Origin of the sequence: Nocardia sp. NPDC056064, from assembly GCF_042266925.1 — a bacterium.
In the GTDB taxonomy this organism is placed as follows: domain Bacteria; phylum Actinomycetota; class Actinomycetes; order Mycobacteriales; family Mycobacteriaceae; genus Nocardia.
On record NZ_JBHJWO010000001.1, the window covers coordinates 4,882,860 to 4,907,413 of the forward strand.

A 24,554-nucleotide genomic window follows, 5' to 3' on the forward strand; every position below is an offset into this window, starting at 1 on the left:
GTATTCGACCAGATGCGTGGAGTGTCCCCGTTTCGGTAGACACGGGCTCAAGCCGCGATCTGACTGATTTCTCTGTACCCTAACGAAAATTCTCGCGGTGTCAAATAATTCAGCGCCGAATGCCTCCGTCGGGTGTTGTAGTAGTTCTCGACCCAGTCGAACGTCGCCCGCCGAACCGACTCGACCGACGGCCACGGACGAGTATGGATCAACTCCTTCTTATAGGTCGCGAACAGCGATTCCGACACGGCATTGTCGAAACAAGAGCCGGTCCGGCCGAGCGACCTCCGAATGCCCTTCCGCCGGCAGTAGGTGTCGAATTCCTTCGACGTATATTGCGTTCCCGGGCCTTGACCCCGGAAGTTGGACACGGGGTGTGATTACGCTGCCAGGCTCACTGAGCCTTTTTCATCCTGCTGCAGCGGCGTGAAGCTCGTGTTCTTGAAGAACGCCGATCGCCTTGACCAGCTGGGTGGTCTTGTCCGGGCAGCAACGCAGCTTCCGCAGGATCTTCCATACCTTGAGCTGGGCGAACGCCCGCTCGCCGCGGCCGCGTAGGCGGGCGTGAGCACGGTTGGCCAGCTTCTGCGAGGCAGGCTTGTTCCGGCCCTTGTACGGGGTGAGGACTCCCGCGATGCCTTGATAGCCCTTGTCCGCCAATACGATCCAGCCACCGATGACCAACTCGGTCACGATCTGCCAGATCCAGGCAGCTTTACTGTCATGGACGCTGCCGGGTAACGCTGGTGAGAGCCACACGATCTCGCCTTCGGGCGAGGCCAGGACCTGCACGTTCATCCCGTGTAACCGGTGTTTGCCGGAGTAGAACGGACGATCTGCGGCGACTCGGTCGATCGCGATCACGGTGCCATCCAGGACGAGATAGCTGTGACCTGCGGCTTTGGCCTTCCTCAACGCCGAGCGCAACCCCGGGGCATGTGCTGACAGCAGCGTGGTCGTTTCCTCGACGTAGCGCCAGGCGGTGCTCGTAGAGATCTCGAACCCGGCCGCGAGATCGGTGAACGGTTCGCCTTTGCGCAGGTAGACCAGCACAAGCATCGCTTGTTGGCCTGGATCGAGTGCCCGCCAGCGTGACCCGATCTCGCTGCGGTGACGCCGGATCACGGCGGCGACGAAATGCAGGGTCGCCGATGACAACGGCAGTGCGGCACGGTAGAACAACAAGGGAAGCCTCTGCTGGACGAGCGGTTGTGGTGATTGCTCTCCTACCAGGGGCTTCGCCAGTTCGCATGTCGAGGAGACACCAATCAGCCTGCAGGGCACCATGGTTCAGCGGCAGGATGAAAAAGGTTCATTACGCGATCCGTGAACTCATCCACCACGCTGCCGCGACAGCCGAGGACCGCGGCCCGTTACGGCTGTCATTCATTCGATCCCCGCGCGTTTACCGGCGATCTATCCACGGACAGGAGGGTTTTCCCCGTGACCGGTTTCCATTGGCTGAAGCGGGTCCGCTCCGCGAAGGCTTTCGTTCCTTGTCATATCCCGGTATTTCAGAGCGGACCCGCTTCAGCCAATTCGGCGCCTGTACCACCTGGGTTCGGCTGCTGATCGTTACCGGGGATGGAGGACCAGTGTTCGTTGTCGTGCTCGCCTTGGGCTGTCCAAGACGGGGCGCTGACGTAGTTTTCGGGGTTGTGTTCGGCTGCTTGGCCTTTCGCGTTGAGTGAGCCGGTGGGGTTCGGTGATGTGCTGGAGGTAGCTCCGGAGTCTTCGAGGCCGGCTGGGCCTTGGCCCGAGGACGATGACGGTTCGCCGGTGGCGGGGGATTCTGTCACCGTGTTGTCGGTGACCACTGGGACGCCGTTCTCGTTCAGAGTGAGGCCGTACTCGTGGGCGGTGCCCGCCGAGTCGGTTGTCGTTAGCTTGAGCTGTCCATCCTCGCCGGTCTCGAGGCTGAGAGTGGTTCCAGCGATGGTGAATTCGGTGGAACCGTTGCCGCTGAGCAAGCTGCTGAGTTGTTCGATACCGCTGGTGATCGACGTTCCGAGTGAAGTCAAACCGGTGCCGAGAGATTCGGCGATGGACTCGGCCGAGGTCGATGACCCGGACACCAGGCTCGACAGCTCACTTGCCACCGAACTCAGCGTCGACAGTCCACTCGAGACCGTGGATAGCAGGCTGCTCAGGTCGGTGGAGGTGTCGTCGTCATCATCGGTGTCGTCGGTTGTTGTCGGCTTCGTCGTAGTGGGCTTCGTGTCATCATCATCATCGGTCGTGTCGGGAGCGCCGCCGGCCGAAGTGTCGTCGTTGTTCGGAGAGCCGGTGGTGCCAGCAGGTGTCGTACCGGGCGTGTCGGGGCTTGGTTGAGTTGTGGGTTTCGATTCCGGAGCCGGAGGCGTGGAGAGATGCTCGACATTGTTGAGTGCGTCAGTGACGACCTTGAGATATGCCTTCACCGCGGCATCCGTCTCAGTGCAGAGATTCGTGTATGCCCGGAAATATCCTTCCGCGCTCTCCCAGAAATGCTTGCGCCATTCTTCGCAGAGCGCCTGCGCCTGATCGTCGAACCTCCTCTTCTCGGCCCGGGTGTCTCCCTGTGGGGCGTCATGCCCCATGTATCGTTTCAGGCCGCCACGATTCTGTCCGAATACCCCAGAATCGGCGAGTACCTGAATTCGAGCTCGTACTGTATCGCCGATTCCACTTCGTGCAGCGTAGTTCAGGATCATTGAAACATCGTCGTTGCTTGCTGCGGCATCATCGTCACCGCGGAGATTGATACCTCGGCCGCCGCTGTCGCCGTTTGTCATTTCGACGCCGTTGATCTTGGTTACGCCGGCGAGCTTGCCGAAGGCATTCGCCTTTCGCTGGAGACAGCTCTTTATTCCGTCGACCGCGCCGTTGAGCACGCCGGGCAGCTGTCCGATTTCGGTCGATGCTTCATCGGACCAGTTGTTCAGCTTGCTCAGCTTGTTTTTCGCTGCCGTGCCGCTGGTGCCTTGCCATGCTCCGTCGAGGGTATTGACAACCTTTTCCTGGTCGGCTTGAGCCGTATTGATGGTTGGCATCTGTGCTGTTATTCGTTGGGCGGCACCGACAAGGTTGTTCAGCTTCATTCCGGCCTGCTTGAAGTAGGCTTCATCAATCGCTGAGTTGGATTCCAGTGAAATGCCAGAGGCGGACTCGCCGCCTTGGGCGGAGAACTCGTACCGCGCCTGTACTAGGTGGAACCAATGGAGAACATCCTGTCGCATCCCGGTCCCATAGACTAGGCTGAGGTCGACATTGGTCCCGCCGGTGCGCAAAATTGCATCTGCGTCATAGGCGATGTTATAAGCGCCTGAATCGGAGGCTATCGAGTCGTTTATTCCGAGGTCACTGGCATCGTGGGCTCCGTAGCCCGCCCATACGGCAGACCTATCCCTGCCCGTGCCATTGACGGTGACCCAGTCTCCGGCATTCCCCTCGCCCAATCCGAGCTTGGAATCGTCCGCCATGACCCTACTTCCCCCCTGCCGTCAGATCGCCCTTATCATTGAATGACACCTTGTTGATAGCGCCCGAGAACTCGGAGTCTGTGTACTGCAGACTGTTTGCGCTGTTGGTCAGGGCATCTCCGAATGCGGAACATGCGTTCGACCAGTTCTTCACTGCGGTGACGGTGTGCTCGAACCCTGTGACGATAGCTGTCGCCTCGGCCGTGTATTCACTGCCCAAGTCGTCCTTGTCGAACATATTCCCCCAAGAACCGGCGGCCGTCGACAATTCCGTTGCGGTGCTCTGCAACGTCGCGCCCTGCGCACGAACGGTATCCGAGTTGATGTTCAAGTAATCACTCACGGTGACCCCCTTCTAGGTGAGCTAGACAAGCCACGAGTTGCGTCCGAATCCTTCGGCGCGGGCTTCGTCGATGTCGGTCCAATCCGTCGGCTGCACGTAGACCTCCCGCTGGCGGGTCGGGGACTCCGTTGGCTGCGTTCGCATGCGGTATTCGTACATCAGACGGTCCCGTTCCTCGCGTGCTTCGCGAGCCGCCTGCTCCTCGGCGGTCTCAGGCCCGAATCCCATCGCTGCGACGCGCTCACCGATCCGCTGCGTCGCCTCCTCGGCTTCGCGCTGAACCTGCGCGACGCGCTCTTCGGTCTGACGTGCCGCAGCGATGTGTTCGTCGGTGATGCTCTCGATTCTGGCGAGCCAGTTCATGCGGGCTCACCCTGCCGTTCGCCGCACGTGGAGTCTGTTCGGATGCAGTCTGTGGTGATGGACGGTAGATGGCTGGCCGTGATCGGGAAGGTCACCGGATACCCCCTGTCGGTTTAGAGTCGGTTACTACCTTGGACGCGGCGGGGAGGGATTCGGTTCCATCCGAATCCCTCCCTGGCGAGGCTGTCGCTGATGGGTGGACCGATCACACCGCTCTGTCCCACGGTGTGGGATAGGCCTGCTGCTCGTCATCGCGGAGGCGGTCGAGGCCTCTCTCGATCCAACCGGTGAAGAGCCCGGTCAGATCGTTGGGGCTGGCTGGGCTCACCTTCAGGTGTTCATGGTTGAGCTGCAGGAGGTAGCGCCCATCGTCGGTGAAGTCGAACCATCGTGCGGTGGACCAGGGCTCGCCGCGGCTGGAGAAGTCGCCCGTGCGCAGTTCTGCCCAGCCCGCACCGTTGCGGGGCCGCTTGACCAGCTTGTCGAATCGCTGACCGGGTGTGACCGACCAGCTGTTCGTGTTCCTCGCCGAGAGGTCTTCGATGTGGAACGTGTCGGCGACGGTGGCTCCCGCAGCGCATTCGGGAATGATCCAGGACAGCCGACCGGGAAGCTGTTCCGGGCGGAGCAGGCGGCAGCGGATCCGTTCCTCTACCCCTTCCATGGTCGCTGTCTGGGTGAGGAGCACGGCGCGGTGGGGAGTGCGGGCGCCGACAACACGGTACTCCTTGGTGACCCCGCGGCCGATGGCGTTGGACTCGCCCATGATGACGATCCGCAGTTGTGCGGTGGTGAGGGTGTGGAACGCGAGTTCGATCAGTTCACGTTCGTCCACGTCGTATCGGCCGAAGACCATCGCGCGGTGCTTATCGGCGGCAGCTGCCGTCGACAACCGACTGGTGTAGCCCAGAGGAGCGGGGAACCGATCGCGGCCGGGGCTGTACCACAGCGCCGCGAAATCGTCTGGCTCCCAGATCCATTCGGTCATTCGTCCACGCCGATCACGCTGCCGGGAAGCGCCTTGGGCTGCTCACCGAGCAGTTCCGCGGTGTTCTCCATGTTCTTCAGCCACTCCGGAATCTCATGGGTGGTCTCGTCGTCGTTCCCACCGCCGCGAGCGCCGGGGGCGCCCATTCCGCCCATACCGGTCATACCGCGGCCATTGCTCGTGGCGACTCCACTGACGCCGGCGGCTGTGGTCCCCGGCATGCTCGGTGTTCCGGGTATCGCCTTGCCAGGCGCGGTCGGAGTGGATGGTGAACCACCGCCTGGCGACCCCGCTCCGCCGGGCGACCCGGGGGAACTGGGGGAGCCTGCCGGGTTGGTACCGGCGGGTGTGGTCGACGGTGTCTCCGGTGTGACCGAGCTTGGCTGAGTCGAATCGTCCGGGGTTCCGGAATCGCCGCTCAAATCGTCATCCGAGTCGTCACCTGGATCGTCGTCGGTGTTCGCCGGATCTTCGGTGGTCGCTGGATCTTCGGTGGTGGCGGGATCTTCGGTGTCCGGATCGCCGGTGGTGGAAGGTTTGGTGGCAGACGGATTACCGCCACCGGACCCGGTGTCATCCGGGTCGTTACCGGGGGTATAGGTGTACAACGGATCGGTCGGGCTCACCGGTGTGGGGAACTCCGGGATCAGTGCATCCGATTCGCCGAATTTCGTGATGTAGTGCTGATCCATCGCTTCGCGGGCTTCGGTGCGAGCCTCATCGATGTTCTGCTGCCGCCGTGGGCCATCAGTGAACCAGTCGGCGATCTTGCCGCCGATGTCGTAGCCGTTGCGCGTTGTATTCGGCGAGTCCACGCCTTCCTTGGTTTTGGAGATGGCGTCAGCGACGTGGGTTACTTGGGTCGCGAGTGCGCTCAACGCGGGTGACAGGTCCAGCGCGCGGGTCGTGTAGTTCGTGATCGCGGTTCTGGATGCCTCGGCCGCGTTGCCTTCCCAAGCCGCGGAACTGGAATGCTTGATTCGGGCGGCGAAGTATTCCACCGCGTTGCTCCAGCCATCGGACAGTTTTGTATATTCGCTAGCGGCGGTCTGCGCGAGAGTCGGATCGAGGGGATTGAACGCCTGGTAGATCTCGGAGTGCTCGAAGTTGTTCGCCACTTCCTTCGCGCCGCCGATCTTCGGTTGCTCGTTGGTGAAAGTCATGACTGCCCCAGTCCGATGATGGTGGTGCCGGGCTGGGTCTTGCCCGACTGGGCCGCGCTAATCGGGCTGGCGGGCATGTTCGCCATCAGGCGGTCGTACTCGGCGGCGAAGGCGGCGTCGGTGTCGCGATATGTCTGGGCGATTGTGCGATGGAGGATTTGGAGATCGTCGACGATCTTGTAGTGTTGTTCGAGGATGTCCCAGACGTTATTGTCTGAGTCCGTGGCAGGGTCGACGGTGGCGGCCTTGCCACGGAATCGGCGGACGAGGATATGCGCGGAGTTCAGACGGTCTGTCTTCTCGCCTAATCCCCAATTCTCGCGGCTAGATATTTGTCGGGCGGCATCCTGAAGTTCTCGAATCTTGGTTTTGAAAGCTTCGCAGTCACGTTCGATGTAAGCGAACTCGTCGGCGTTCACCGTCACGCTATCGCTGAACCCGACACTAAGGTTCCCGGACTTTGCCTGCTCGATCAAGCCTGCCAGTGGTGTGGCATCAGCCATTGTGGTGCTCCCTCCCCGAAGCGTAAAACTTTCCGGTTCTCATACTCAACTGTCCGCCGGAATCGTGGGCGCCAGCATTTCGGCCAGTGTGGTCGCAATATCACAGGCGTTTCGATCCCTGGACTTCCGAGCGGACGAGGGATTCATGATGCTAATCTCCATCGCGCCGCCCTTCATCTCGACATTGATTGTGCAGTCTTGAGCCGGATTGCGTGCAGGCAGCCAGTAGGTAATCGCGGCACGGCCCGCGATCGTCGATTGCTCGCCAACGGTCCACTGGGTACTCGGGCTCTCGCGAATCTGTTGTCCAGTGATGGTGGTCACCGTGATGTTGGCTGTGAATCCATCGCTTTGGGTCCATGTACAGCCCAGCCACTTGCGGGCTGTACCCGAAACATTCCAGCCGTTGTCCTCACGCCCTTTTCTGAGCTGCTCGGCATCGATTACCGACTGCGGCAGGTCACATCCATCGAACCCGGTGGGCAGCGGCACGTCGGTCGAGGTCGGACTTGCGGTGGTCGTGTTCGCATGGTCGGTCCCGCATCCGCCCACTAACAGTGCGCCAGCGATCACCAGCCCGGTGGCCACCATCGATCCACGACTCATCCTCAAAGTTCCCTTCTACCGGCCCCCGGTACCCCGTCGGGACTCCCCGCCCCAATCGGCCCCGACCTTACCGGACCGGTTCGGCGTGGGGGAGTCCGCTCGCCTGACATTGGCACCCGGTACCGACAACGCTTCATCGTGTCCGGGAAGAACCCCAGTCCATCCCGACGGCGTCGAGCGCGGCGACCTGATCGGTGGACAAGGTTCCTTCGCGAAAGGATCTGCGCTGGATACTGATCCAGTTGCCCAGCGCATACCCGTCGGTGGTGACGAAGCGCTGCTGGACGCGGCTGTGGCCGTGCTCTGCTCGGAACGCGGCGAACGCCGCCAGGCCCCGCTCCCATCGGGCCGCTAGCGGGTCCCATTCGACGCCGAGTTCGGTGAGTTCCCGCACGCGCTGAGGGGGCAGCACGCCATCTCGGTAGCGCTGTCGGGTCCCACGTAACCAGTTCCCGAGGCGGAAGCCCGCGCTGGTGACATGTTTGTCGGGGACTCGGCAATGGCCGTGTTCGTCGCGGTAGGCGCGCAATACCTCGAATCCGGTTCGGAAGGCGGCGTCACGGGGCTGCCATTCGATGCCGAGCGATTCGAGCTGCCGCACTCGTTCGGGTAACAGTTCACCGTTCATCCAATCGGTGCGGCGGTGTTGCATCCATTTGCCCAGGAAATGCCCGTCGGCGGCACGGTAGTTGTTGGGGACGTCGAGGTGCCCGTGCTCGGCGTGGAACGCTCGCGCGCTGGCCAGGCCCCGCTCCCACATCGCGTCGAGGCGCGGGTCGCGTCGGCGTCGATTGCCTGGGTCGATGCCGAGCGAGCGAAGTTGCTCGACCTTGTCGGGTTCGAGTGCGCCGTCGCGGTGACGACGCCGCTGAGTCGACAGCCATGGACCCAGCCGGTGGCCATCGCGTGTCACGAAGGTGTGCGGAACCTCGGAGGTCCCGTATTCCTCGAGGTAGGCGGCGAGTTCAGCGATTCCGCGGGCCCAGCCCTTGCGGGGCAGCGCGTCGGTGTCGTCGGCCATCTCGGAGACACGTTTGCGGCCGGACCGCTGCCGATCGAGGTCGACACCGACCTCGCGGAGCTCGGTCACCTGGTCCTGGCTGAGTTCACCCTCGCGGTAGGCACGGCGGCACAGGCCCACGAAATGTGACAGTTGGCGATATCCGGCTGGTGTCACATAGGCCTCGGTCGGGTTGGCGTGGCCGTGGATCGCGGCGAATTCGACGAGCTCGGCGAGGCGCTGCTCCCACTGGGACCATCGCCGGTGGCCGGGCGCGCGGCGCTCGAACTGGACTCCGAGTTCGGTGAGTACACGCGCGCGGTCGGGGGAGAGTTTGCCGGATCGGAATTCGGTGCGCCATCCGATCAGCCATTTCCCGACCGGGTCACCGGATTCGGTGACGTAGCTGCCCGGCATGTCGAGATTCCCGTTGACAGCCTTGTATTCGCGCAACGCGGCCGTGCCGACTTGCCACTGCCGAGTCTCCTGCCGGGCCGGTCCCGGCCGCTCGGGTTTGGTTGCCCTGGTCGGCTTTTCCTTCCAGTTCGTGTCGAGATCATCCAGTGCCGCGAGGCGGTCCGCTGCCAGCTTTCCGTTCTGGTAGTTCTTGCGCCGCAGCGATACCCACTTGCCGAGATAGAGCCCGTCGGGGGTGCGGTACGGGTACGGTACTCGCGCGTGTCCGTGCGCGGCGTGATAGGTGCGTAGTGCGGCCAGACCCGACTCCCACGACGCGGCCCGAGCGGTATCCGCCGGATGCCAATCCATACCGAAGGACTCGAGGAACTCGACTCGTTCCTGACGCAACCGTCCGGCGCGGTGATCGGCGCGGCGGTTGCTCATCCACAATCCGAACTTGAATCCCGTTTCGGTGACGTAGTCGTCCGGGACCCGCGAATGTCCGTGTTCGGCATGGAACGCGCGCAGCGCGTCGCAACCGAGCTGCCAGCTTTCGGAACGGTCATAGCCGGTGCGGCGCCGCCAGTCGACGCCGAGGGCTTCCAGGCGCGCGATCCGGTCGGCCGACAGCAGCCCGGCCCGATAGGACTTCCGGCAGTCCGAGAGCCACTGTCCCAAGCCACGCCCGTCGCTGGTGCGGTACCCAGCGGCGACGTCGGCATGTCCGTGCTCGCGATGGAAGGCCAGCAGGGCACCGTAGTTCTCCCACCACGACGATGTCGTAGCCTCCACGGTGCGCAGCATGATCGATTCCGAGAACTCGTGGCCGACCTGCGCGGGTACTCCGTCGACCTGCATCCACAGCGGCACCTTGTCGACAGAATCCTGATCACGCGCGCGTCGCCACATGTTCTGACGTCGATTGTCCAGATAGTCGGCGATCCGTTCGTCGTGTGCGCGCAGAGCCCGGACGACTCGCCAGACAGTGTCGAATTCCGAGCCCGACAACGCGGCAGCAGGGCTTTCGCCTTCGGCGAGGAAGATCGGCACGATGATCGTGGCGACTTTGCCGTCGTTGTCGCCGCGGCGCAGTGCCCGCCCGACAGCCTGGACCACGTCGGTCGCGGAATCGCGCGGGTCGGCGAACATCACCGCGTCCAACGCCGGGACATCCACGCCCTCGGACAGCACCCGCGCATTGGATACGACAACCGTGTCGGCGCCGGGATCGTGCAAGTGTGCCAGTGTTCTGCGGCGGTGTTTCGGCGTGGTCTCGCCGCTGATCCAGTGCGCTCGCACCGGGTGCGGTGGGCGCTCGTGCACCGGCATCAGCTCGATCGCTGTCCGCAATCCGGTCGCGAACTTGCGCGCACTCGCCACTCGCCCGTGGTAGGTGATCACGCGTCGTAGACCATAGTCACGGATCGCTTTCGACAGGGCGATCTGCATAGCGAGGGTCCGAGCCGGGACCGCACGCCCATCGATCGTGACCAGTCTCTCGTGTGCGGTGAGTGCGGCGACTTCGGTATCGGTGACGGTCACCACCGCGACGCGATAGTCCGCCAGCAGCCCGGATTCGATGGCGTGCGCGAATGGCAGATGGAACACCTGGGGTCCGAACACCGATTCGTCGTCCATCGACACCGTGTCGGTGCCCCCGGCCGCCATGATCCGTGGCGTCGCGGTCAGATAGAGCCTGCGCTCGGCGCGTAGTGAGGTGTCCATATGAACCTGCGCCCACGCTCCCCGGACACCGGCAGTGCGGTGGGCCTCATCGATCACGGCCAGCGTCCAAGGCTCTAGGTGGTGCTCCGCGTGTGCCGCGAGGATAACCGGCAAACTGGCGTAGGTGGCCAGCACCGTCAGCCGGCCTCGCTGACCGGCCAACTCGGCGACCCGCTGCGGGTCGGTGGTTACAGGGGCGGCCAGGTCGCCCAGTTCGGCGCGCACCCGCTCAGCGGCGTCGGTCACCTGTTGGTCGCCACATACTCCGACAATCACGCCCGCGGCGGCGCCGAGGTGCGCAGCATAGGCGTGCGCGGTCTGAGCCAGCAATTCCAACGTGGGCACCAGCACCAACACGCGACCCTCTGGCGCGATTCGCCGCGAGGATTCGGCGCCCACGATCGTCTTTCCGGTACCGCAGGCGGAAACCACCGTCGCTCGCCCCGGCCCAGCCAGGGATGCGCAGATCTTCTCGACAGCCTCGGATTGATGCGGCCACAAGCCCCGCTCCGAATTCACAGCAACCCCACCATCACCGGAGATGCTCCGGCCAGCATGCTCGAATCATCGTTTCATTCCGGTTGCAGCCTATCCGTGGCGAGCTGGCGCGAAGAACCGTACAGATATGTACGGTCTTCGTAGCCTGATGCTATGACGACTATCAGGGCCGAAGAGATGCGTCTTCCCCGCCGGGCGAAGGATGCGGTCGACCGACATGAGCGGGTCGTGGTGCTCAGTCACGACCGTCCCGCCTACGTCATCGTCCATCCCGACGAGTACCCGGAGAACGGTCGTCGTCGTGGGCGTTCCATGAGCGAGGCGTTGCGGTTGTTCACGTCGGCGGCGACGCCCGACCCCGAGTTCGGTGACGACCTGGAAGCTGTCCGTGACGCGGTAGGCCAGCTGGCGGAGGACCCGTGGGAACCCTGATCGACACGTCGGTCTTCATCGACCTCGAGCGGGCGCATACGCGCAGGGGAGGATCCAACATCGGCGAGGTCGCGCACGAGCTGGCGGAGCAGATCGGTATCGATCACGACGTGGCGATGTCGTCGGTGACGGCATCGAAGCTCCTGCACGGTGTGCATCGCGCCAAAGCCGAATTGCGGGCCCGGCGTGAGGCTTTCGTGGAAATGGCGATCACCGCGTTCCCTCCACAGCCTTTCGACCTGCTGACGGCGCGAATCCATGCCGGGTGTGGGCCGACCTCGTCTGCCGAGGTCAGAAGATCGGTGCCCACGATGTGCTCATCGCCCCGACTGCGATGAGTATCGGTTGAGGGGCCACGGCGAACACGCGCCACTTCGAGCGGATTCCCGGCCTGGAAGTCCGCACGGTGCGTTTCAGCTGAGGAGGAATCAGCCGCAGTTGCCCGGGAGTCCGGTTTCGGTGGAAGTCTTGTCCAGTCCCCGGGGGACGGTCCGAGGTCTGGAACCGTCCACGAGCCATACAGGGACTCGCGAAGTTCGACCACCTCGGGCAATTAGACCGCCAATGCCTGAATCCAGGAGGTAAAATGTCATGCCACAGTTCTTGACCGATATCGTGCCGTTGAATATCCAGATAGTTTGGGTCAGGCTGGACCAGATATTCGCGGGTAAAACTGTACAACATGTACCCTTGCTAGACCTCGTAATGATGATACGTTTATCGTTTGAGGCACGGCTACTCAGGCGAATGGTATTCGATCTGAAGGTCGGCGACTTGCAACCCTTGTCGACGTAGGCTCTCGACCACCTGGTTGGTAAACCTACGGGTCGGCCGGTAATGTGTACTGTGATCGCTGATCAAGTGGACCTGGCCTTGCATTACCGCGATTTCGCCGGCTCCAGCGGCAGGTTCGCCGGCCAGGAGGCTCGAGTGGTGAAACTCTCCGAGTATGTGATAATGCGCCGAGTACAGAATGCCGAATTGATCCATCGCGAAGATCGCTCGCCCTCCCGTGGGGGTCCATAAAGTTCGTGCCGAGCTCGTGTCGAACAGATTTCCTTTGGCGTCGTAAAGTAGTCCGTTGCTTGCGATGATCCGGAAATTCTTCCTTTCCTCCTCTGTCAGATACCGCACGTGTTTCCCTCCCCAGAGTTTGTTTCCAGGTTCCTGCTCCCCTCTGAAACTCGGCTGAATCGGTGTAGTTTGATAACGTGCGGTCGACCCGCTGAGTTCGAGTCCTGATTCGATCAATGAAACAACTTTGTCGGCCTCGAATCGGCCGGTATCCATCAGCTCTGTCAGAATTGAGTGAGGATCGCGCTCGTTGTCAGCGCTGGCTACCATGACATCGTCGCTGCCTGGCCATACCGGTGAGAAGAATCCGATATCGGCACCTGATCGAAGGCGTAACAGAAGAAAAGGGCCGTCTTCGCTACCGTATTCGAATGTTCGAGCGAGCCTGCCTTCGACGCCCGGCACGGGTATCCTGATTCGCGCGATGGGGCGCGGTCTTGCGAAGGCGGCCAGTGCATCTGCAGGAAGGCGAATATATTCTGGATTGCTCCACGGACGCATTGCCTCCATGCTGTCGACTACTCGTCGGATGAATGCGTGCAATTCGGCGCCGGTCTGCCGCATTTCTACCAGGGTGGGTGTAGCAAAAGATTTCGATAGTCCGTTTGCGAGTATCCTGAATTCTTCCTCGGGGGTTAGGGTGGCAATAGGCTCGACTATCAGCGCATTTGCGATATTGGCAACCAGTTCGTCACTCAATTCTCGCTCGAATTGTATGCCATAAAATATGCGTGAAAGTAGTCCATTCCACTCGTCCATTTCACGTGTTCTGTTCATTGTGGCGGCGCCTCCAGTCTAACTTGCGAGGGTTCAATAATAACTCCGAGGCTGCGAAGATGGTTGATCGCCTGTAGCGTGTGGCCACGTTCGGGTCGATAGTGGCCACTGGAATCGGTCAGTAGCTGCAGGATACCGTCGATGACTACCAACTCGCCTGCTGCGGCGACTGGCTGACCAGCGAGAAAACTTGAATGGTGAAACGTCCCCGCTTCATGGGTGTTCGATACATAAAGGTTCCCTTCCTGGTCCATCACAAAAACGGCTCGACCAGACCCGCCCCATGCTGAGCTACCGCTTCTGGTGTCGAAAGGTACGTTGGGTGCCGCGTATATGACGCCATTCAAGATCGTTACGCGACGCTGCTGTCTCTGCTCATGACTTAGATACTCGACCTGCTCGGCGCCGACGCCCCTCCATTGGTGATTCCCGGGTAGATGTTCACCTTCGTACTGACGCTGCATCTGCTGGGTCTGAAATGGGGGCGACATGCTGTATGGCGTCGCGCCGAATTCGGCGATGTCAGTTGGTGGCGAACTGTCGTAGTCAGGGGAGGTTTGTGTAGTAGCGGCTGCCGGCGGCTGCGAACCATGCTCAGCGACCGGTTCGCTGTCGGGGACACGATCCCGGGGCGGGAGCCCGAAGAGCCGTCGCCACAAGGGGCGCCGGGTACCCGTGGATTGTTGGTGATTCGGGTTCGGAACTCCCCATGGGTGATTGTCCGGTTGGGCGTTGGGGGTGGCATCAACCCTATCCGGTCCGAGTGGAGTGTTCGAGGCGGGTGGTTGTGGATTGAGGTTAGGCGAATGTGGGGGCGGTGCTGACTCCGGCGCGCGGAGATCGACAGGTCGGACGGGCTGCGGTTGACTGTGATGTGCGGCTGCGGGTGGGGCGGGTGTCCTGCTCGGTGTGGCGGCGGGCCATGGAGCTGGAGGGGGTGCGAAGGCTGCACGGTCAATGGCAGCGCTGACCTCGCGTAGGTCGTGGGGTGACAACTGCTGGGATGTCGTCGGCTCCAGGCCGAGTTGACCGCGAACCTGAGCAATGATCTCGGAAGGGTCGGTACCGGGATGGGTTGGGTCGGGAGAGGTCGGACCACCGATGCTCATCTGCATATCTGCATCTGCTGGGTCAGTGACAGGGCTGATGTCAATCATGACCCAATCCCCGTTGGGGAGTCTGTATCCACCGTTGAGCATGAGGTCGACTGCGAACTGGATGCCTTCGATCAGTGCCGCTCGATCAGCTGGATCGAGATGTTCGGCACCAGTGAAGCTGACACCGATTCGTAGTACGGAAACCGGGGCTCCGAGCGCGGAAATATATCGGTGCCAAGTGAATCTGCGCTCGCCATTGATGCCGCTGACTGCCCGGCTGCCGCCGTCTGCTTGCTGGCTGCGGAGGTGATCGCGGGCCATGCGCGCTTGATTCGCGTTGTGGGCTTGCTCGGGCGTAATCGGTGACCGGGTCGGTGGTAGGCGCGATTCGGTACTGTCGGTTGCCGGGTGCTGCCTGGTGTCGGGTGTCTCATTTCGGCCGCCGGATTGACGAGGCGGACGATTGTTCAGGCCTGGAAGTTGCCCGTCCGCATCCATACGCCGTCCCGGCGGTGTCTGCTCATCACCATGCCGGCTGTCCTGACTGCCAGTTTGTCGGACCTCCCGTCCGCCACTGTCACCGAGTAGTCCGCCTTGTTGATCGTCAGGGTCCGATCGAGTTTGTGGTCCGCACCCCCGAATCGGTACGTCACTTCCTGATCGGTCTCCAACTCCATCTGAAAGACCAGATATACCGCCATAAGATGCTCTCCACTCGTTAATGTTCTCGCCAGTTGGGCGGTGTGGATTTGTTTCCCATGGGAACAATGAGTTCGCGTACTGGTGAGCGTCCCGATATGACGATTCGGGATGACGTTCATAGTATTCCGCTTCGGCCAGTTCGTGCTCTAGGAGGGTTATGTCTTCATCCTCGGCACGGCCGAATGCCATTCGCATCCACGCCTCTGCGATGTCGGCGTCGGCCTCGTACCGTCGGAGCTCGACTCCGATGTCGTGGCCCTCCTCGTCGTACCGGGTCAGCGGGTGAACTTCCCTGAACAGGTGATTCTTGATCTGTTCTATCTCCGCACGAGTGAAGCCGACTGAGCCGTCGGCCCTCCTGGTCTCAGCGAGTCCGGCAACGATCCGGTCGAGGTCCGCGTCGGTGCTGCGAATGTGGTCGTAGACAACCTCAGCCCACGCGTCCTGCGCATCGAGGTCGTGGATATTGCGTGGCCGAACCGCACCACCCGTTTGGGCCGGTGGCATCGAAGCCATTTGTGAGGTGGAGGGAGTCGACGCGACGGAAGGTGGCATCGGCTGTGTCCCAGCGGTTGTTGTCGGCGCAACCGCTGGATTCGTGGAGGGCCGACGGGACGGCGTAGCCAGTAGCGGAGTCGGGCTGATCGTCGGTGTCGGGGTTGCCGAGACAGTCGGAGGCTGTGCCGGCTGGCTGGACGTTGCCGCGGGCGGGAGCGAATTACTTTGCGCGGTCGGTGCAGCCGCCACGGCGGCGGTTGTCGTGTCGGTGGAAGCCGGGGTGCTCGGGTTGGGTGTAAGAGGTGTTGGTACCGGGGTGGTGCTCACACCAGGGCCGGCCGTCGTTGACGGAGGCTGTTGTGAAGACTCGGCGGTGAGGTTTGTCGGTGGGGCCGATGTCACCTCGTGGGGGTCAGCCGTCACAGGGGACGTAGACGTAGCAGGCGACAGTGCCTCGTCGCTCGTTGTGGGGTGGTGCTGTGGATCCGCAGTGGACGTGGTCGGTTGTCCTGGGTTGTCCGGCGAGTCGGTCGACGGTTGGACATTCGAGGGTTCTATGGGGGAAGTAGTCGGCGGTGCCGGAGTTTCTTGTGTGGGCAGATCCAGTGATGAGCCGGGATCGCTGGGTGTCTCTGGCGGTGTCGTGGGCAGGTCGGCAGGCGGTGACGTCGACGGGGTGGAATGGTCGGTCGTCGGTACGTCCGGTGTGACGGCAGAACCGGGATTCGACGGAGAGTCGCGGGGTGTGCTGGGGACCTCGTTGTCGCTGACATGGTTCGGGGCAGGAGACGTTTCGTCGGGGGCGGGCGGCGCCGGAGAACCGTCGGTGTCCGGGGGAACCGGCGAGGAGTCGCCGCGGCTCGTGGTCTCTCCGGGCGAGGGGGAATCTGACGAGCCGTTGTCGGCCGGGCTAGGGGTGGATGGAGCGCCGGCGGCGGTATCCGGCTGCGCGGTCTGCGGCGCGGTTGCTCCGTCGTCGGGTTGGGTCGTGGATGCCGGAGCGGTCGTCGCTCCGCCGTCATCGCTTTCCGGGTTCGGCGGTGTGACCGGATTGCCGTTTTCGGATTGGGGTGTGGTCGGGCTGTCCGAGGGCGCGTCGGTTTGTGCTGGGCTGGTCGCACTCGGTATCTCGCTACCGACGTCGGGAACTGTTGGCGCCGTTGTCGTTCCACCGTGGCTTCCGGACTCGAGGGCGGAATGGACACCGCCGGCGCCCGCGCTGGTGAACGTGTCCACGCCGATGTCGAGTTTGAATTCCTGTCCGAGGAAAGCCGCGCCGACGCCGGCAGCGGCTACCTGTGCGGATACATCGGCGCCGAGTTCGGTCACCGCCCCGCCGACGACCTTGCCCGCCATCTTTCCCGCGGTGGAAGAAGCGACGTCGCCGAGCGCGCCCGTGCCACCACCGAGGACACCGCCGACCGCGCCGCCAACTGCACCGCCGAAGGTCGCCAGACCGAGGTCGGTCCAGCCGAACTTCGTCATCGACCGATCGCCGTTGTAGACCTGGATCAGGCGGGCGCTCAGGTCGGTGCCGCCTTCTTCCAGTGCCTCGAAAGCCGCGCCGCGCAGTGCCAGCCGGGCCGCGGCTTTCGCGGCGCCGCGGGTGAGCATGCGGGCGATCAGCTGTTTGATCGCGATGCGGATCGTTACCTGGGCAGCGATCCTGACCGCCGCGGAGGCTATGAGGCCGACGCCGGTCCACGCGGTGGCGAGGATCTCCACGGCCGTGATGATCATCGTCCCGATGATGACCAGTTTGGTGTGTTCGATGTCGTTGGCGCCGTCGTTGAGAATCTCGGCTTGTGTGGTGCACCACCGCCGAACTGCGAGGAATGTCGCCTCGTCGCCCACCAGCAATTTGTCGCGCATGTTGCTGATCGAGGTGTGGGTCTCGCCCTCTGTGATGGCGGAAAGCGCGCTGCCGAGTGCTTTCGCGGCCTCGTCGTCGATGGCGTCGAGCGAGGTCGCCATCGCTGTCCAGCCATCCGCGACCCGACGCATGGCGGTCTCGTCGCCATCGGGCCAGTCACCCGCGCCGAGCAGGTATTTCGCTACCCACTGCAGCTCGTCGGGTATCTCGATGCCCATCTACAGCGTTCCCTCGACCTGGGTGATCTCGCCCGCGCGTGTCGTATCCTGCGCTTGGAAGGTGTTGGCGATGGTTACCATGTTCTCGCCGATTTGGGACATCGTTGTGGCCAAACCGGTTACGGCTTTCTGGCCTGAATCCACACCGGGCGTGTAGTTCTTGGCGAAGGCGGTCCCGGTTTCGTCACCGCCCCAGCATTCGCCCTCCGTGGAGATGACTGCGGCGAGTTGTTGCGCCGCCGTGGTGATCGCGGTGGCCACGGAGTTGAACGCCGGTTGGGTGTTGCGCAGTCCATCGGCGTCGATGTCGAGTGAACTCATCGCAGATAGCTCCGATTGCGGAAGTAGTCGCCTTCTTCGTCATCACTGTCGTCGACCAGGCCGCGCGGTGGTGCGGACGGTGGTTCGGTCGTTGCTGGTGGTTGCTGCGGCGGGGTGAGTTCGGCGATCAGCTCTTTGATGCTGGGCGCACCGGGAACCAGATCCGATAAGTCCGGAATCCCGGTGGTGAGCGGTGCGATCGCTTGTTCTCGAATCTTCGCTGATTCGCTGGTCATGATGGCAATCGCTTCCGCGACCGAGCGGGCCAATGAGGCCGGGGTCGATCGCTTGAATGCGTCCGGCTCGATGTGGACGTCGGAGATTCCGGTGATGTTGCCCGACACTCGGACCAGGCCGTCGGCCGACCAGGCAGTTGTCGGCGCGGTGGTTTCGGACCGTGCGTCCAGCAGTGCTGCCTTTTCCTTCGTGAACGAGTCGAGCATCGAATCGATCTGCGCGCGGAGCGCATTGTTTTCGGCACGGGTGGGCGTCGACCAGTCGTCCATCGGTCCTCGATTCGTAGAAGGCGTCCTCGCGTGTTTGGACGCGAGGCATCCGCCAACGGTTGCGTAGTGTGACGTAGATCGCGGCATAGTTGTAGGTGGCCCGTCGCTCGGTTCGCGCGCTATGTAGGTGAATTCCCTACTCGTCCCAGTGGAATTCGAGCTCGATGGCGTCGGTCGCCAGGCTCTGGCGGCGCAGGCTGTCCAGGACCTGGCGGGTGTATTTTCGGCGGGGGCGGTAGTGGCGGCCGTGGTCGCTGATCAGGAGGACGCGGCCGGCGGAGGCGGTGATCTCGCCCGCGGCGGCTACCGGGGCGCCTGCCAGCAGGCTGGAGGGGTGGAAGCGGCCGAGGGTGTGGAAGGGCGCGGAGTAGAGGGTGCCGTTGTGGTCCATGACGAAGATCGCGCGACCGCCGGTGGGGGTCCAGAGGGTGTGGGCGGTGGTGGTGTCGAAGGGGGTGCCGTCGCGGCCGTGGAGCAGGCCGTTGTAGCCGTGGAGGCGGAAGGCCTGGCGGGCGTCGTGGTCGAGGTAGTCGACCTGGTTGCCGTTCCAGATGCGGTTTCCCGGGAGGTGCTCGCCGTGGAATTCGGGGTGCATCGGGGTGGTCGCGTAGCGGGTGGCGTCGGGGTGCAGGGCTGATTCGTCGAAGAGGTGCTCGGGGGCCAGGCAGCCGGTGTCGGTGAGTTCGCGCAGGACGGCGTGCGGATCGTGGTCGGGCGACGCGCAGGTCAGCAGGATGTCAGGGCTGTCATCCCAGTACGGGGTGAAGAATCCGATGTCCGCGCCGGATCGTAAGCGCAGCAGCAGGAACGGTCCTTCGCCGTTGTCTTTGTTGAAGATCCGGCCGAACCGGCCCTCGATGGCGTTGACGGTGAGGGCGACGCGGGCGAGCGGGCGGCTGTCGCGGAATCCGGGCAGGGACTCCGGTGGCAACCGCGTGTACGGAAGCACCGGCCAGGGACGCATCGCGTCCATTTCCGCGACGACCCGCGTCAGGAAGACGCGTACGTCGGCCTCGCTCTGGCGCACGATCGAGATCAGGCTCGGCATCGGCGCCCGGTGGTGCAGGCCCTCGGCGAGCGCCGAGTACTCGTCCTCGGCGGTCACGTAGTCGAAGGGCCGGGTCACCAGGTTCTCGGCCACCTGCCTGGCCACCACCTGATCCAGTTCCGGCTTGAACTGGATCACGTAGAGGATGCGCTGGACTATGCCGTACCACCTGTCCATGGCGGAGCTAGCCGCGGATGAGTTTGGCGACCGTTCCGATGGAGAGTTTGGGGGCTTCCACTTCGACCTCGGCGGTCGGGTCGATGACCGCCGTGTGGGGGATCTCGGCGGTGGGGTCGGCGAAGGCGGCGTAGGTCTTGTCGCCGAGGAGGGTGTTGAGGAGGTAGCCGGTGAGGAGGGCTCGGGTGGCCTTCTCGGTTTTGTGTTCGTAGCGGCCCGCGCCGAGGGCGGCGAAGAGGCGGCGGCCTTCGACGATGCCGTTGTGCGAGGCGCCGTCGATGCGGCGCAGCAGTGACGGGCCCGCCCAGGCGGCGGCGAGGGCGCGCGCATCGGAGCTGACCGAGTCGAGGTCGTCGCCGGTCAGGATCAGGCCGGGCGTGTCGAGGTCGGGGGCGATGTTCTGGGCGGCGGGGGAGGTCGGCGCGGGGAACAGGGCCGCGACGGCGGCGACGCGGCGCTGGGCGGCGGCGATGACGGCCGCGCCCGCGCCCATGCCGTGCCCGGCCAGGGCCAGGCGGTCGGGGCGCACGCTGATGGTGCCGTCACCGAGGCGCACCTTGCTGACGATGTCGAGCGTGGTGAGCAGGTCGGTGCCCAGATCCAGGTGGGACGGGATCGGGCCGCGCTCGGTGTCGGGCGCCGCGACCACGAAACCCCAGGACGCGACATGCTCGAGCAGGCTCTTGTAGTTCTCGGCGCTGGTCAGCCAGCCGTGCGCGAACGCGACAGCGGGCAGGTTCAGCCCGGACTCGGGCGTGTACACCACACCCGGCTGGCCCGCGATCCCCAGATTTCCCCGCAACACCCGGTGGGGGCCACGCGCGGACAGGGTGCTCAGGAGCGACTTCACAGACACCGACACGGCGAGAAGGGTATCCGATCAGTAGGGTGGAGAACCATGTGCGGAATCGTGGGCTACGTGGGGTACCGGGATGCGCTCGGCGTTGTCGTCGACGCGTTGCGTCGCATGGAGTATCGCGGGTACGACTCGGCGGGGGTGGCGATCCTCGACGGTCAGGGCGCGATCGCGGTCGAGCGGAAGGCCGGGCGGCTGGCCAATCTGGAGGCCGAACTCGACGAGGCGGGGGCCGAGCGGTTCGGCGGGACCAGTGGCATGGGACACACCCGGTGGGCCACGCACGGCGCGCCGACCGACCGCAACGCCCACCCGCACCGCGACGCCACCGGCAAGCTGGCCGTGGTCCACAACGGCATCATCGAGAACTTCGCGCCGCTGCGTCGCGAGCTGGAGAACGCCGGGGTCGAGCTGCTCAGCGACACCGACACCGAGGTCGCGGTGCACCTGGTGGCCCGCGCCTACGCCGAGGGCCCCACCGCGGGTGACTTCACCGCCAGCGCGCTGGCCGTGCTGCAGCGGCTCGAGGGCGCGTTCACGCTGGTGTTCACCCACGCCGATCACCCCGACACGATCGTGGCGGCGCGCCGGTCGACGCCGCTGGTCGTCGGTGTGGGCGAGGGCGAGATGTTCATCGCCTCCGATGTCACCGCGTTCATCGAGCACACCCGCGAGGCGGTCGAGCTCGGGCAGGACCAGGCCGTGGTGATCACCAAGGACAGCTACGTCGTCACCGACTTCGCCGGCAACACCGAGGGCGTGGTCAGCAGGCCGTTCACCATCGACTGGGATCTGGCCGCCGCCGAGAAGGGTGGCCACGACTACTTCATGCTCAAGGAGATCGAGGAGCAGCCGACCGCGGTCGCCGACACGCTGATCGGGCACTTCGTCATCGACGAGCACGGCGGGCGGGTCGTCCTGGACGAGCAGCGCCTGGCCGATCAGGAACTGCGCGAGTTCGACAAGGTGTTCGTCGTCGCGTGCGGCAGTTCCTACCACGCGGGCCTGCTGGCCAAGTACGCGATCGAGCACTGGACCCGGGTGCCGGTGGAGGTGGAGCTCGCCAGCGAGTTCCGCTACCGCGACCCGGTGCTGGACCGCTCGACGCTGGTGGTGGCGATCTCGCAGTCCGGCGAGACCGCCGACACGCTCGAGGCCGTGCGCCACGCCAAGGAGCAGAAGGCGCGCGTGCTGGCCATCTGCAACACCAACGGCGCGCAGATCCCGCGCGAGTCCGACGCGGTGATCTACACCCGCACCGGGCCCGAGATCGGGGTCGCCTCGACCAAGGCGTTCCTGGCGCAGGTCGCGGCCAACTATCTGGTCGGCCTGGCGCTGGCGCAGGCGCGCGGCACCAAGTACCCCGACGAGGTCGCCCGCGAATTCGCCGAGCTCGAAGGCATGCCCAAGCTGATCGCGCGGGTGCTGGAGACGGCGCCGCAGGTGCGCGCCATCGCCCGCGACCTCGCGCACGTCCCGACGGTGCTGTTCCTGGGCCGCCACGTGGGTTACCCGGTGGCGCTGGAGGGCGCGCTCAAGCTCAAGGAACTCGCCTACATGCACGCGGAGGGTTTCGCGGCCGGTGAGCTCAAGCACGGCCCGATCGCGCTGATCGAAGAGGGCCTGCCGGTGATCATCGTGATGCCCTCGCCCAAGGGCCGCGCGGTGCTGCACTCGAAGCTGCTGAGCAATATCCGCGAGATCCAGGCCCGCGGCGCCCGCACCATCGTCATCGCCGAGGAGGGCGACGACACCGTGCGCCCGTTCGCCGACGACCTGATCGAGATCCCGGCCGCCCCGACCCTGTTCCAGCCGCTGCTCTCCACGGTGCCGCTACAGGTCTTCGCCGCCGAGATCGCCCAGGCCCGCGGCTACGACGTCGACAAGCCCCGCAACCTGGCCAAGTCGGTCACCGTCGAGTGATGCCGACCGGTCGGCCGCGGTGCGCGGCCGACCGGTTCACTCCACCGTGATGGACCCGCGCATATCGGGGTGCAGGGTGCACAGGTAGCGGTAGGTGCCGGGTTGGGTGAAGGTGTAGGACCATTCGCCCTTGTCGATGATGGGGCTGTTGATGCCCATCGCCTTGTCGCCGATGCCCTGCACATTGTGGGGGGCCTTGTCGGAGAACTTCCAGGTGACCGTTTCGCCGACCTTGATGGTGGCGTCGGCGGGGGAGTACTTCATGCCGGAGACGTCGACGGTGAGGGCGGTGGGGCCGCTGTGGGTCGTCGTGGTGGTGGTGTTCACCGGGCGCGGGGTGCGGGTCGGCTTGGTTGCGGAGTCGTCGGAGCCGGAGCAGCCGGCGGTGAACAGGGTGGCGGCGACGACCGCTCCGGTGAGAACCCGGACGGACGCGGCGCGGTGACGAACCATCGACATGGTTCCGGAGCGTAGTCTGCGAACGATCACGGGCCGGGCGTGGCCCGTGCGGGCGGCCGGGAGGCGACGATGACGGACCGGCGTGGCTATTTCACCGCCGACCAGGTCCGGGCGGCGGAAGCGGAGCTGTTCACCCGGGTGCCTGCGGGAATGCCGATGCGGCGGGCGGCCCACGGGCTGGCGACGGTGGTTGCGGGGGAATTGCGCGCGCGGACCGGTGGGGTCGCGGGCCGGGCGGTGGGATTGCTGGTCGGTTCGGGAGACAACGGTGGCGACGCGCTGTGGGCCGGTGCTTTTCTGCGGCGACGGGGAGTGGCCGTGGTGGCGGTGTTGCTGAATCCCGAACGGGCGCACCGGGAAGGGCTCGCGGCACTGCGGGCGGCCGGTGGACGGGTGGTCGACGGGCGCGAGTCCGTGGACGGGGTGCTCGCGCGGCTCGACGGGGTGGATCTGGTGCTCGACGGGATCGTCGGCATCTCCGGTCGTGGGCCGCTGCGTCCCGGTGCGGCGGATATCGTTGCGGGGGTTGATGTTCCGGTCGTCGCGGTGGATCTGCCCAGTGGTGTCGATCCGGATACCGGGGCCGTGGACGGGCCGGCGGTGCGCGCCGAGGTGACGGTGACCTTCGGTGCCTACAAACCCGTGCACGTGCTCGCCGCGCCGCGGTGTGGGCGAATCGTGTTGGTGCCCATCGGGTTGCAGCTGCCGGAGCCCGATCTGGTGCAGTGGGAACCGGCGGCGATCGGTGCGGGCTGGCCGGTGCCGGGCGCGGCCGACGACAAGTACAGCCAGGGTGTGGTGGGGGTGTGCGCGGGGAGCGCGAAGTATCCGGGGGCCGGGGTGCTGTGCGCGGGTGCGGCGGTGGCCGCCACGTCCGGGCTGGTGCGGTATGTCGGCGACGATGCCGAAGTGCTGGCGCGGTTTCCGGAAGTGATCGCCGGCAAGAAGATTTCGGAGACGGGGCGGGTACAGGCGTGGGTGTTCGGACCCGGCGCGGGTACCGACGGCGAGGCGCGGGATCGGCTGGCCGAGGTGCTCGCGAGCGACCTGCCGGTGCTCGTCGACGCGGACGGTCTGACCATCCTCGCCGACGAGCCGCAGCTGGTGCGCGGACGGACGGCGCCGACGGTGCTCACCCCGCATGCCGGGGAGTTCGCGCGGCTCACCGGGGCGGCGCCCGGCGACGATCGCGTGGGGGCGGTGCGGCGGCTGGCCGACGACTGGCAGGTGACGGTGCTGCTGAAGGGGCGCGCGACGATCATCGCGACCCCAGGCGCGCCGACCGCGGTCAACGAAGCGGGTGGCTCGTGGGCGGCGACGGCCGGAGCGGGCGATGTGCTGTCGGGAATCCTGGGGGCGCTGCTGGCGGCAGGGCGAGCGCCGGAGTGGGCGGCCGCGGCGGCGGCCAGGGTGCACGCGCTCGCGGCGAACCTGGCCGCCTACGACGATCAGCCCGCCGCGGCGCCCATCTCGGCGTCACCGCTGCTGGAACACATCCGGGCGGCGGTGCGGGTGGTGCGGGAGATGGGCGAGCGGCGGTAGCC

At 64.7% G+C, this 24,554-nt stretch carries 21 protein-coding genes; 4 read left to right on the forward strand and 17 right to left on the reverse strand.

Translation table 11 applies throughout. From position 1 onward, the window contains the following. Window positions 1–47 precede the first annotated feature (47 nt). The 10 genes from ACFC06_RS22600 to ACFC06_RS22645 form a co-directional block, all read right to left on the reverse strand. Complete coding sequence (locus tag ACFC06_RS22600; protein WP_375934480.1) at window positions 48–371, reverse strand: integrase core domain-containing protein; 324 nt, start codon at window positions 369–371, stop codon at window positions 48–50. 37 nt (window positions 372–408) lie between these two features. After that, window positions 409–1,185, reverse strand: a complete 777-nt coding sequence (locus ACFC06_RS22605; protein ID WP_375934483.1) for a transposase family protein — start codon at window positions 1,183–1,185, stop codon at window positions 409–411. Between the two features lie 329 nt (window positions 1,186–1,514). Continuing rightward, complete coding sequence (locus ACFC06_RS22610) at window positions 1,515–3,461, reverse strand: hypothetical protein (RefSeq protein WP_375934486.1); 1,947 nt, start codon at window positions 3,459–3,461, stop codon at window positions 1,515–1,517. 4 nt (window positions 3,462–3,465) lie between these two features. Continuing rightward, entirely contained in the window at window positions 3,466–3,804 is a 339-nt protein-coding gene (locus tag ACFC06_RS22615; RefSeq protein ID WP_375934489.1) for a hypothetical protein, read from the reverse strand. Window positions 3,805–3,825: 21 nt separating this feature from the next. Next, complete coding sequence (locus ACFC06_RS22620) at window positions 3,826–4,167, reverse strand: hypothetical protein (RefSeq protein ID WP_375934492.1); 342 nt, start codon at window positions 4,165–4,167, stop codon at window positions 3,826–3,828. A gap of 205 nt (window positions 4,168–4,372) precedes the next feature. Next, window positions 4,373–5,155 carry an ESX secretion-associated protein EspG gene (locus ACFC06_RS22625; RefSeq protein WP_375934495.1) on the reverse strand — a complete coding sequence of 261 codons (783 nt, stop codon included), beginning with the start codon at window positions 5,153–5,155 and terminating at the stop codon, window positions 4,373–4,375. Further along, complete coding sequence (locus ACFC06_RS22630) at window positions 5,152–6,318, reverse strand: hypothetical protein (protein ID WP_375934498.1); 1,167 nt, start codon at window positions 6,316–6,318, stop codon at window positions 5,152–5,154. The genes ACFC06_RS22625 and ACFC06_RS22630 overlap by 4 nt, the downstream gene beginning before the upstream one ends. Beyond that, on the reverse strand, window positions 6,315–6,821 hold the full coding sequence (locus ACFC06_RS22635) for a hypothetical protein (protein ID WP_375934501.1): 507 nt from the start codon (window positions 6,819–6,821) through the stop codon (window positions 6,315–6,317). Before ACFC06_RS22635 ends, ACFC06_RS22630 begins: the two co-directional genes overlap by 4 nt. Before the next feature lie 45 nt (window positions 6,822–6,866). Next, window positions 6,867–7,409, reverse strand: a complete 543-nt coding sequence (locus ACFC06_RS22640; RefSeq protein WP_375934504.1) for a DUF3558 domain-containing protein — start codon at window positions 7,407–7,409, stop codon at window positions 6,867–6,869. Window positions 7,410–7,560: 151 nt separating this feature from the next. Further along, window positions 7,561–11,070 (reverse strand): Helicase associated domain protein, encoded by a 3,510-nt coding sequence (locus ACFC06_RS22645; RefSeq protein ID WP_375934507.1) that lies wholly within the window; start codon window positions 11,068–11,070, stop codon window positions 7,561–7,563. A 132-nt stretch (window positions 11,071–11,202) separates the two neighbouring features. On the opposite strand from ACFC06_RS22645, the gene ACFC06_RS22650 reads away from it, so the two are divergent. Both ACFC06_RS22650 and ACFC06_RS22655 read left to right on the forward strand, forming a co-directional pair. Then, window positions 11,203–11,481, forward strand: a complete 279-nt coding sequence (locus tag ACFC06_RS22650) for a hypothetical protein (protein WP_375934510.1) — start codon at window positions 11,203–11,205, stop codon at window positions 11,479–11,481. Then, entirely contained in the window at window positions 11,469–11,819 is a 351-nt protein-coding gene (locus tag ACFC06_RS22655; RefSeq protein ID WP_375934512.1) for a hypothetical protein, read from the forward strand. Before ACFC06_RS22650 ends, ACFC06_RS22655 begins: the two co-directional genes overlap by 13 nt. Before the next feature lie 397 nt (window positions 11,820–12,216). On the opposite strand, the gene ACFC06_RS22660 is transcribed toward ACFC06_RS22655, so the two are convergent. The 6 genes from ACFC06_RS22660 to ACFC06_RS22685 all read right to left on the reverse strand — a co-directional run bounded on the left by ACFC06_RS22660 (window position 12,217) and on the right by ACFC06_RS22685 (window position 20,634). Then, complete coding sequence (locus ACFC06_RS22660; protein ID WP_375934515.1) at window positions 12,217–13,254, reverse strand: hypothetical protein; 1,038 nt, start codon at window positions 13,252–13,254, stop codon at window positions 12,217–12,219. Window positions 13,255–13,328: 74 nt separating this feature from the next. Next, window positions 13,329–17,720, reverse strand: a complete 4,392-nt coding sequence (locus ACFC06_RS22665; RefSeq protein ID WP_375934518.1) for a hypothetical protein — start codon at window positions 17,718–17,720, stop codon at window positions 13,329–13,331. Continuing rightward, window positions 17,721–18,041: a hypothetical protein gene (locus tag ACFC06_RS22670; protein ID WP_375934521.1), complete on the reverse strand. Its 321-nt coding sequence runs from the start codon at window positions 18,039–18,041 to the stop codon at window positions 17,721–17,723. Next, window positions 18,038–18,547: a YbaB/EbfC family nucleoid-associated protein gene (locus ACFC06_RS22675; protein WP_375934524.1), complete on the reverse strand. Its 510-nt coding sequence runs from the start codon at window positions 18,545–18,547 to the stop codon at window positions 18,038–18,040. The genes ACFC06_RS22670 and ACFC06_RS22675 overlap by 4 nt, the downstream gene beginning before the upstream one ends. A gap of 136 nt (window positions 18,548–18,683) precedes the next feature. Beyond that, window positions 18,684–19,772, reverse strand: coding sequence for a hypothetical protein (locus tag ACFC06_RS22680; RefSeq protein WP_375934527.1), 1,089 nt, complete (start codon window positions 19,770–19,772; stop codon window positions 18,684–18,686). Window positions 19,773–19,779: 7 nt separating this feature from the next. Further along, window positions 19,780–20,634, reverse strand: coding sequence for a dienelactone hydrolase family protein (locus ACFC06_RS22685; protein ID WP_375934530.1), 855 nt, complete (start codon window positions 20,632–20,634; stop codon window positions 19,780–19,782). Between the two features lie 36 nt (window positions 20,635–20,670). Between ACFC06_RS22685 and glmS the strand changes: the two genes are divergently transcribed. After that, a complete protein-coding gene (gene glmS, locus ACFC06_RS22690) occupies window positions 20,671–22,551 on the forward strand; it encodes a glutamine--fructose-6-phosphate transaminase (isomerizing) (protein ID WP_375934533.1) in 1,881 nt (626 codons plus the stop codon). Window positions 22,552–22,587: 36 nt separating this feature from the next. Here the strand turns inward: glmS and ACFC06_RS22695 are convergent, their stop codons facing one another. Then, on the reverse strand, window positions 22,588–23,010 hold the full coding sequence (locus ACFC06_RS22695) for a cupredoxin family copper-binding protein (RefSeq protein WP_375934536.1): 423 nt from the start codon (window positions 23,008–23,010) through the stop codon (window positions 22,588–22,590). Window positions 23,011–23,079: 69 nt separating this feature from the next. On the opposite strand from ACFC06_RS22695, the gene ACFC06_RS22700 reads away from it, so the two are divergent. Then, window positions 23,080–24,552, forward strand: a complete 1,473-nt coding sequence (locus tag ACFC06_RS22700) for an NAD(P)H-hydrate dehydratase (RefSeq protein WP_375934539.1) — start codon at window positions 23,080–23,082, stop codon at window positions 24,550–24,552. The last annotated feature ends 2 nt before the right edge of the window (window positions 24,553–24,554 follow it).

Bases quoted from the DNA above. Each gene is read 5' to 3' on its own strand.
- ACFC06_RS22610 (WP_375934486.1), bottom strand. From the start codon at position 3,461: ATGGCGGACGATTCCAAGCTCGGATTGGGCGAGGGGAATGCCGGAGAC.
- ACFC06_RS22620 (WP_375934492.1), bottom strand. From the start codon at position 4,167: ATGAACTGGCTCGCCAGAATCGAGAGCATCACCGACGAACACATCGCT.
- ACFC06_RS22625 (WP_375934495.1), bottom strand. From the start codon at position 5,155: ATGACCGAATGGATCTGGGAGCCAGACGATTTCGCGGCGCTGTGGTAC.
- ACFC06_RS22630 (WP_375934498.1), bottom strand. From the start codon at position 6,318: ATGACTTTCACCAACGAGCAACCGAAGATCGGCGGCGCGAAGGAAGTG.
- ACFC06_RS22635 (WP_375934501.1), bottom strand. From the start codon at position 6,821: ATGGCTGATGCCACACCACTGGCAGGCTTGATCGAGCAGGCAAAGTCC.
- ACFC06_RS22650 (WP_375934510.1), top strand. From the start codon at position 11,203: ATGACGACTATCAGGGCCGAAGAGATGCGTCTTCCCCGCCGGGCGAAG.
- ACFC06_RS22665 (WP_375934518.1), bottom strand. From the start codon at position 17,720: ATGGGCATCGAGATACCCGACGAGCTGCAGTGGGTAGCGAAATACCTG.
- ACFC06_RS22670 (WP_375934521.1), bottom strand. From the start codon at position 18,041: ATGAGTTCACTCGACATCGACGCCGATGGACTGCGCAACACCCAACCG.
- ACFC06_RS22675 (WP_375934524.1), bottom strand. From the start codon at position 18,547: ATGGACGACTGGTCGACGCCCACCCGTGCCGAAAACAATGCGCTCCGC.
- ACFC06_RS22680 (WP_375934527.1), bottom strand. From the start codon at position 19,772: ATGGACAGGTGGTACGGCATAGTCCAGCGCATCCTCTACGTGATCCAG.
- glmS (WP_375934533.1), top strand. From the start codon at position 20,671: ATGTGCGGAATCGTGGGCTACGTGGGGTACCGGGATGCGCTCGGCGTT.
- ACFC06_RS22695 (WP_375934536.1), bottom strand. From the start codon at position 23,010: ATGTCGATGGTTCGTCACCGCGCCGCGTCCGTCCGGGTTCTCACCGGA.
- ACFC06_RS22700 (WP_375934539.1), top strand. From the start codon at position 23,080: ATGACGGACCGGCGTGGCTATTTCACCGCCGACCAGGTCCGGGCGGCG.